A 6939-nucleotide genomic window follows, 5' to 3' on the forward strand; every position below is an offset into this window, starting at 1 on the left:
ACGCGGCTCCGGTCCGAATGGTCCGGCAAACTCCATCAATACTCCTGTCATCCTTGCAATCGCGAACCAGAAAGGCGGCGTGGGCAAAACCACAACGGCGATCAATCTCGCAGCGGCTCTGGCGCAGGAAGCCGGGCGTGTGCTTCTGATCGATATGGACCCGCAGGGGAACGCTTCGACCGGCCTTGGCGTGGACTTCAACGCCCGCAAACAAGGCTCCTACGCCCTCCTCATGGGAGAAAAGGACCCCGCGTCGCTCGCCAGACCCAGCGACGTTGCAAACCTGTCGGTCATCTCGGCTGACACGGATCTTGTGGGCGCGGAGATCGAACTTATCGGGACGGACGACCGCGAACGCCGCTTGAAGGCGGCGCTACAGGATATTGGGAAAAGGTTTGACTATATCCTGATAGATTGCCCACCAAGCCTCGGGCTTCTCACCCTGAACGCGCTTGTCGCGGCTGATGGCGTCATTGCCCCCCTCCAGTGCGAATTCTTCGCGCTGGAGGGCATAAGCCACCTGACCAAGACTGTGGAACGCGTGCGCAGCCAGTTCAATCCGGCGCTGCATCTCGCAGGCATCGTGCTGACAATGTATGACAAGCGCAACAATCTGTCTGAACTGGTCGCAGCTGACGCCCGCAGCTTTTTCGGCGAGGCCGTTCTGGAAACTGTGATTCCGCGCAATATTCGCATTTCCGAGGCGCAAAGCCATGGCGCGCCGGTGATGATTTACGATCCGCGTTCAAGCGGCGCACAATCCTACACCGCTCTGGCGACAGAATTGCTCGCCAGATTCGACGCCAGACAGAAGGGGAAAAGCTGATGAGCCCACCGAAGCAAGCGGCCAGACCCCGTCTTGGGCGAGGATTAGCGGCCCTTCTCGGCGAACAGGCTCCCACAGCAGCGCCGCAGGGCGGCCCCAAAGGCGGGATAGCCGCTCTTCCCATCGAAAGTCTCGAGCCCGGTCCATTTCAACCCAGACAGGTCATGGAGCCAGAAGCCCTCGACGAACTAACCGAGTCCATCCGCGCTCGCGGCGTCCTGCAGCCCATTCTGGCGCGCCCTCACCCTGAACGCGCAGGTGTTTACCAAATCATCGGCGGCGAACGTCGGTGGCGGGCCTCACAGAAAGCGGGCCTGCATGAAATCCCGGTGCTGGTCCGTAATCTCGACGATGCGGACGCCATGGCCGCCGCCCTGGTGGAGAACCTGCAACGCAGCGACCTCAACCCCATGGAAGAGGCGGAGGGCTTCAACAGGCTCATAGAAGAATATCAGTTGACGCAGGACGAACTCGCGCGCGCCATTGGCAAATCGCGCCCGCACGTCGCCAATACGCTGCGCCTGCTGCGTCTTCCGCCCTCTCTGCGACAGGACGTAACGCGGGGCGCTCTGTCGGCTGGACACGCCCGCGCATTGCTCGGGCACCCCGACCCACTCGCCGCAGCTCGGGACGTCATCTCGCGAGATCTTTCCGTGCGCCAGACAGAGGCGTTGGTTCAGAAAGCCCAGTCTCACCGCAAAATCCCGCCCGCCGAAGCGGTGAAGATTCGGGCGGAGCGCGGCGATCCGGAAATCGCCATGCTGGAGAGAGATCTCAGCGCCAAACTGGGTCTGAAAGTGCAGGTTCAGTTCGACGGCAAGGGCGGTTCGATCCGCTTCGCCTATCGGACGCTCGATCAACTCGATCGTCTGCTGGAATTGCTGAATCGCTAATTTAGCCGCAAGAGACGCTTGCACTTCTGTTTCACGCCTGATAGAACCCCGCCTGTTCGCCGGGGACACCCGGTGGAGATAAATCCTGGGCGCATAGCTCAGTTGGTAGAGCAGCTGACTCTTAATCAGCGGGTCCAAGGTTCGAGTCCTTGTGCGCCCACCAGGATTTTTACTATTCCCCTAAAAATTGCACATGACTAGCCGTGGTCGGCAATGCTTGGCGCACTCAGAAAACGCACGAGCCGCGCGTCCCGCGTGAAACGCCCAAGAAGGGTATAATTTCCCGAAAACTGAAAACACCCGTACAGCCGCAGTCCATTCTACGCGGGGCAAGCTATCGTTCTCCATTCACGCCATTTCTCAACCAAAGAATCAGCGAAAAATGTTTCCTACACGGCCTGCTGCTTTTGAAACTCGTGCGAACGGTTTCGCGACGACCAAACCTTGATGCGTCCGCTTGTATGCTGAATTTATATTGAGAAAACCAAAGCAACCGCCAAAGGGTCTGCCAGAAACAGCGAGTAGATACCTACTCAACGTCACTTCCACGCAAGGCTGACGCTGTAGAGCGCCAACCTTGTGTTCATTGAATGCAATTACGCAGCGCTTTGCCTCTTAGTGCGCAATCTGTCTCAGCGTTCTTCAGGCGGCTAGAACCGCGATGCGCTCCTGAGCGGCCTTCGTGGCTGTAGCGCGTTGTTCCGGGCCCCTTGCGACGCCATCCGCGGCGATCACTTCAAGCTGCGTCACGCCGAGTAGGCCAAAAACCGCGCGGAGATAGCTTTCGCCATGCTCAAAGGCCGCGTTCGGGCTGCCTTCCCCATAAAAACCCCCACGCGAGATGGCAAGAATAACGCGCTTCCCTCCGGCAAGGCCCTCAGGACCAGCCTCGGTGTAGCGAAATGTCTTTCCTGCGACGACGACCCTGTCGATCCACGCCTTGAGCTGGCTCGAAACGCTCAGATTATAAAAACCGACGCCTACGACGACTATATCCGCCTCAAGAAACTGCTGCAGCGCAACCCCGCCTGCCGTCACGTCGTCTTTCAGCGCCTGATCAGGCTCGCCCTCTGAACCCTGCGCGGCAAGAACCCCGCCCGAGAGATGCTGGATCGGGTCTGCCGCCAGATCCCGATAGCTGACCTCAAGCCCCGGTATTTCAGCGACAAACTTCGCCGTGATCGCACGCGACAACCCCCGACTGACACTGTGATCGGCGAGGATGGAAGAATCGATGTGCAGAAGCTTCATGGAAGCGCCCCTTGCTTTGTGGTAACTTTTGAATACCGACTCACATTATGTAATCACCGAGAACGCACAAGGAGGCACATTATTGTCACCTGAGAACAGCCCTGTTCCTGCCACTGAAGTTCATGAGCCCAGTCAGTGCCGTGCGGTCAGTGACGTCCTGTCACGCATCGGCGACAAATGGTCCGTTCTGGTGGTCATGCAGTTGAGCAACGGATCGCGCCGTTTCAGCGACCTGCGCCGCTCAATCGGCAGCATCTCACAACGCATGCTGACCCTTACGCTACGTGGGTTAGAGCGCGATGGCCTTGTCACCCGGACAGTCACGCCCAGCATACCGCCGCGGGTCGACTACGCGCTGACCGACCTTGGTCACTCATTGCGCGAGCCGGTACAGACACTCGGGCGTTGGGCGTTTGCGAACCGCGAACGCATCGCCGACGCCCGCAGCCGTTTCGATCAGGACGCTCGGTGACCACACCAGCCCGCGATCTGCGCCCGCCGTCGTTTACGCCTCCGGCACAGTCGGCTCACCCGTAAAAATTCGTCGCACACGGTTCAATGCGTTCTGCTCGTTGAAACAGGAGTTTCGCATGTTTGGAAACAACGCGTTTGCGTCGCTGACGCACTTCGCTCTTGCTTATCAGATCGCCGAATGGGGGTGGAAGATCGGTGAGCACACATATGGTTCCCCGACGGTCATCGAAGCCGAATATGCAAATCTCGAAATTGGCCGCTTCTGTTCGATCGGGCCGGAGGTGCTGATGATACTCGGCAATCACCGGCACGACACTGTGACGACCTACCCTTTCAAGACGCTCTCGCACTTCTGGCCCGAAGCCGCTGGCGGCGTAGACGATCACTGCTCCGGCGGAGATATCATCATAGGCCACGACGTCTGGATTGGCGCGAGAGCCTCCATCCTGTCCGGCGTGACGATCGGATCTGGCGCCGTCATCGCTACCGGCGCTGTTGTGACGAAAGACGTGCCCGCTTACGCAATCATGGGCGGCAACCCGGCAAGGGTCATCCGGTATCGTTTCCCGGAACCAATCATCGCACGACTTTTACAAATCGCCTGGTGGGACTGGTCAGAAACGCTTCTCCGCGAACGTTTACAGGCGTTGATGAACGACGATATCGAAGGGTTTCTCACGAAATATGAAACACCGGCCACCGATGAATGAATTCCCCGCTCCTGCGTCGCACGTAAAATCTATGCGCGGTGATGCGTAATCAGAATCACGCAAACGCCCAGCAGGCACAGTCCTGCGCCGAAAAAATCCCAACGATCCGGACAGACGCCTTCCGCAAGCCATAGCCACACAAGAGCTATACTGATGTAGACCCCGCCATACGCTGCGTAGGCCCGGCCGGCGGCGACGGTGTCGATCTGCGTTAAAAGAAACGCGAAGACCACCAGAGAAATACAGCCAGGACCAAGCCAAGCCGCAGATTTTCCCATACGAAGCCACGCCCAGAACGAATAGCACCCGGCAATTTCGGCAAGAGCGGCAGCCATATAAATCAAGGTCGTCATCATCGCCGGGTCAAACCTTTCTGCCCATTTGAGGATCTGCAGGCGCCACCGACAAAGCCGTCTCCCTTGAATGATTCCGAGAAAAAATCGAGAAAAGCGTGAATACGAGAAGCCAGACGCTCGTGTCTGACATAGACCGCATGAATGTCTTCTCGATCGCCCGGATTAAACGCCTTCAGGATTTCGACCAACCGCCCGTTCGCCAGATCATCCGCGACATGGAAACGCCCAAGCCTGGCCACGCCGCCGCCAGCGATAGCCATCAGGCGAACGACTTCGCCCGAGTTACCGAAAAATGCGCCTTCTACAGCCTTCTGGACCCCAACGCCGTCGATCAGAAATGGCCAGGCGTCCACTGTCCGCCGAAAGCTGAACCTCAAGCACAAATGCCGCTCCAGATCCTCGGGCCGTGATGGATGGCCATAACGGGCGAGATAATCCGGACTCGCCACGACCGCCATACCACTCCGCCCGATCTTGCGCGCCAGCAGACTCGAATCACGCAATGGCCCAACTCTGAACGCCACGTCTGCGCGCTGGTCCACCAAATCGACGACAGAATCCGTAAGGTCGACGTACGGGGTTATTCCCGGATGACATTCCATGAATCGGGGCAGCAAGGGGAGCAGAACATGAACGCCAAACGGCACGGATGCATTAATGCGCAACGGGCCGCGCGCAGTCTGCGCTTCTTTTCCAAAACTGCGTTCAACATCATCCAGTTCTTCAACAAGCCCTGAAACACGCGCTCGGTAGGACTCGCCTTCCGGGGTCAGCGCCAGCGAGCGCGTCGTGCGTGACACAAGTTGCACGCCAAGACGGGTTTCCAGACGCGACATCGCGCGGCTGACCGCTGATGGCGTCAGGCGCAATGACTTAGCCGCAGCGGCAAACGTTCCCGTCCGCGCAACCTCCAGAAAAACCAGCATTTCTCCCAGTCGGTTATCCATTTTCAACTCATGATTAAAATGCACTTTTATCGTGATTACGTGCATTCTAATCATCTAAAGTCCACTGCACTAATGTCTTGCATGACGAACCATCAGGGAGCAGATCATGGATTTACAACTCACGGGAAAAACAGCGCTCGTAACTGGGTCGACAGCCGGCATCGGACTGGCGATAGCCGAGCGTTTTGCGGAAGAAGGCGCCCACGTAATCCTGTGCGGTCGTTCGCAAGCAAAACTGGACGAGGCGGTGAAACTGGTCGCTGCCAAGGGAATCGCCCGAGGCGTCCTCGCTGATCCTGCGACCGCCGAAGGCGCCGAAGCGTTGATTACCGCTGTCCCTCAGGTCGATATTCTGATCAACAATCTCGGCATCTATGAAGCCAAGCCATTCACGGAGATCACCGACGACGATTGGCGACACCTGTTCGAAGTCAACGTCATCAGCGGCGTGAGGCTGACCCGCCATTATTTTCCGCAAATGCTGGCCGCCAACTGGGGACGGGTTATCTTCATTGCGAGTGAAAGCGCTCTGGTGATCCCTCAGGAAATGATCCACTACGGCATGACCAAAACAGCGCAACTTGCGATTGCCAGAGGGCTTGCGGAGCAAACACGAGGCACGAAGGTTACGGTGAACTCCGTCATGCCAGGCCCGACGCGCTCCGAGGGAATCGTCGAGTTCATCCGCTCCGTCGTCGATGACAAAGACGCCCCTGAAGCCGACCGGGAGGCAGAGTTCTTCGCCAAGATGCGCCCTCTTTCTCTAATTCGCCGCCTTATCGACGCAGACGAAGTCGCGGCGCAGGTCGCGTTATTGGCAAGTCCCCTGGGAGCGGTCACCAATGGCGCCGCCATTCGTGTCGAAGGTGGAATCGTGCCTACAATAGCCTGACGAATTTGGAGAGTTCTGGACGTACTCACCCTTGACGACTGAGCCATCCGGCCTCGTCCGGCGTGGGGTCGCCCCTCCGCAGTGGCAGGCGGAGGATAGGCGATGTTTTTGCCCTGCTGAGCATACGATAAAGCCCCCGGGTGAGGGTCACCGATGGTCTAGGGTATCTGAGCAAAAGGCGGAGGTAGATATTACTGTCAACCATCGTCGCTTTTGGGTAATCGAGCGCATTGTCTGATTCGACTGTTGCGTTCGACTAGGTCCCGTTGACAAAAGATCCAATCCAGAGCCTTGCTGCGGCGATATTGAGGAAACTTATGAAGGACAGGGCGGTCTTGTCGTAGCGGGTCGCAATGCGGCGCATCTGCTTGAGGTGGTTGAACATCCGCTCGATGCGGTTGCGGTCCCTGTAACGTCGCCAGTCTGTTTTCTGTGGAACACTGCGGCCTTTTCGTGAGGGAATAACCGGCAGGATCCCGTGGATCAGCAGGTCCTGGCGGAAACTGTCGCTGTCATAACCCCGATCGGCCAGCATGGCCCTGGGGTTTGGAGCCGGAAGTTCCAGCAGGGCAGTTACGGCTTTATAGTCC

9 protein-coding genes and 1 tRNA gene are annotated in these 6939 nt (G+C 58.1%); 6 read left to right on the plus strand and 4 right to left on the minus strand.

The genetic code is table 11. From position 1 onward, the window contains the following. Positions 1 to 34 precede the first annotated feature (34 nt). From G442_RS0116225 to G442_RS0116235, 3 genes are all read left to right on the plus strand, one after another. Positions 35 to 826, plus strand: coding sequence for a ParA family protein (locus G442_RS0116225; protein ID WP_026398836.1), 792 nt, complete (start codon positions 35 to 37; stop codon positions 824 to 826). Next, positions 826 to 1719, plus strand: coding sequence for a ParB/RepB/Spo0J family partition protein (locus G442_RS0116230; RefSeq protein WP_026398837.1), 894 nt, complete (start codon positions 826 to 828; stop codon positions 1717 to 1719). Before G442_RS0116225 ends, G442_RS0116230 begins: the two co-directional genes overlap by 1 nt. A gap of 87 nt (positions 1720 to 1806) precedes the next feature. Beyond that, positions 1807 to 1882, plus strand: a tRNA-Lys gene (locus tag G442_RS0116235). 479 nt (positions 1883 to 2361) lie between these two features. Here the strand turns inward: G442_RS0116235 and G442_RS0116240 are convergent. Then, positions 2362 to 2970 (minus strand): FMN-dependent NADH-azoreductase, encoded by a 609-nt coding sequence (locus G442_RS0116240; RefSeq protein ID WP_026398838.1) that lies wholly within the window; start codon positions 2968 to 2970, stop codon positions 2362 to 2364. 82 nt (positions 2971 to 3052) lie between these two features. On the opposite strand from G442_RS0116240, the gene G442_RS0116245 reads away from it, so the two are divergent. Then, complete coding sequence (locus tag G442_RS0116245; protein ID WP_026398839.1) at positions 3053 to 3442, plus strand: winged helix-turn-helix transcriptional regulator; 390 nt, start codon at positions 3053 to 3055, stop codon at positions 3440 to 3442. A gap of 118 nt (positions 3443 to 3560) precedes the next feature. Then, positions 3561 to 4154: a CatB-related O-acetyltransferase gene (locus G442_RS0116250; protein ID WP_026398840.1), complete on the plus strand. Its 594-nt coding sequence runs from the start codon at positions 3561 to 3563 to the stop codon at positions 4152 to 4154. Positions 4155 to 4183: 29 nt separating this feature from the next. Here the strand turns inward: G442_RS0116250 and G442_RS0116255 are convergent, their stop codons facing one another. After that, on the minus strand, positions 4184 to 4510 hold the full coding sequence (locus G442_RS0116255) for a YnfA family protein (protein WP_026398841.1): 327 nt from the start codon (positions 4508 to 4510) through the stop codon (positions 4184 to 4186). After that, complete coding sequence (locus G442_RS22850) at positions 4507 to 5457, minus strand: LysR family transcriptional regulator (protein WP_084440661.1); 951 nt, start codon at positions 5455 to 5457, stop codon at positions 4507 to 4509. Before G442_RS22850 ends, G442_RS0116255 begins: the two co-directional genes overlap by 4 nt. A 106-nt stretch (positions 5458 to 5563) precedes the next feature. On the opposite strand from G442_RS22850, the gene G442_RS0116265 reads away from it, so the two are divergent. Further along, entirely contained in the window at positions 5564 to 6349 is a 786-nt protein-coding gene (locus tag G442_RS0116265) for an SDR family NAD(P)-dependent oxidoreductase (protein ID WP_026398842.1), read from the plus strand. Positions 6350 to 6605: 256 nt separating this feature from the next. Here the strand turns inward: G442_RS0116265 and G442_RS0116270 are convergent. After that, positions 6606 to 6939: transposase (locus G442_RS0116270; protein ID WP_084440607.1), on the minus strand; the 334-nt coding region annotated here is incomplete at its 5' end.

The sequence above is a fragment of the Acetobacter nitrogenifigens DSM 23921 = NBRC 105050 genome (assembly GCF_000429165.1).
GTDB lineage: Bacteria > Pseudomonadota > Alphaproteobacteria > Acetobacterales > Acetobacteraceae > Acetobacter > Acetobacter nitrogenifigens.

Bases quoted from the DNA above. Each gene is read 5' to 3' on its own strand.
- G442_RS0116265 (WP_026398842.1), top strand. From the start codon at position 5,564: ATGGATTTACAACTCACGGGAAAAACAGCGCTCGTAACTGGGTCGACA.
- G442_RS0116240 (WP_026398838.1), bottom strand. From the start codon at position 2,970: ATGAAGCTTCTGCACATCGATTCTTCCATCCTCGCCGATCACAGTGTC.
- G442_RS22850 (WP_084440661.1), bottom strand. From the start codon at position 5,457: ATGGATAACCGACTGGGAGAAATGCTGGTTTTTCTGGAGGTTGCGCGG.
- G442_RS0116250 (WP_026398840.1), top strand. From the start codon at position 3,561: ATGTTTGGAAACAACGCGTTTGCGTCGCTGACGCACTTCGCTCTTGCT.
- G442_RS0116255 (WP_026398841.1), bottom strand. From the start codon at position 4,510: ATGATGACGACCTTGATTTATATGGCTGCCGCTCTTGCCGAAATTGCC.
- G442_RS0116230 (WP_026398837.1), top strand. From the start codon at position 826: ATGAGCCCACCGAAGCAAGCGGCCAGACCCCGTCTTGGGCGAGGATTA.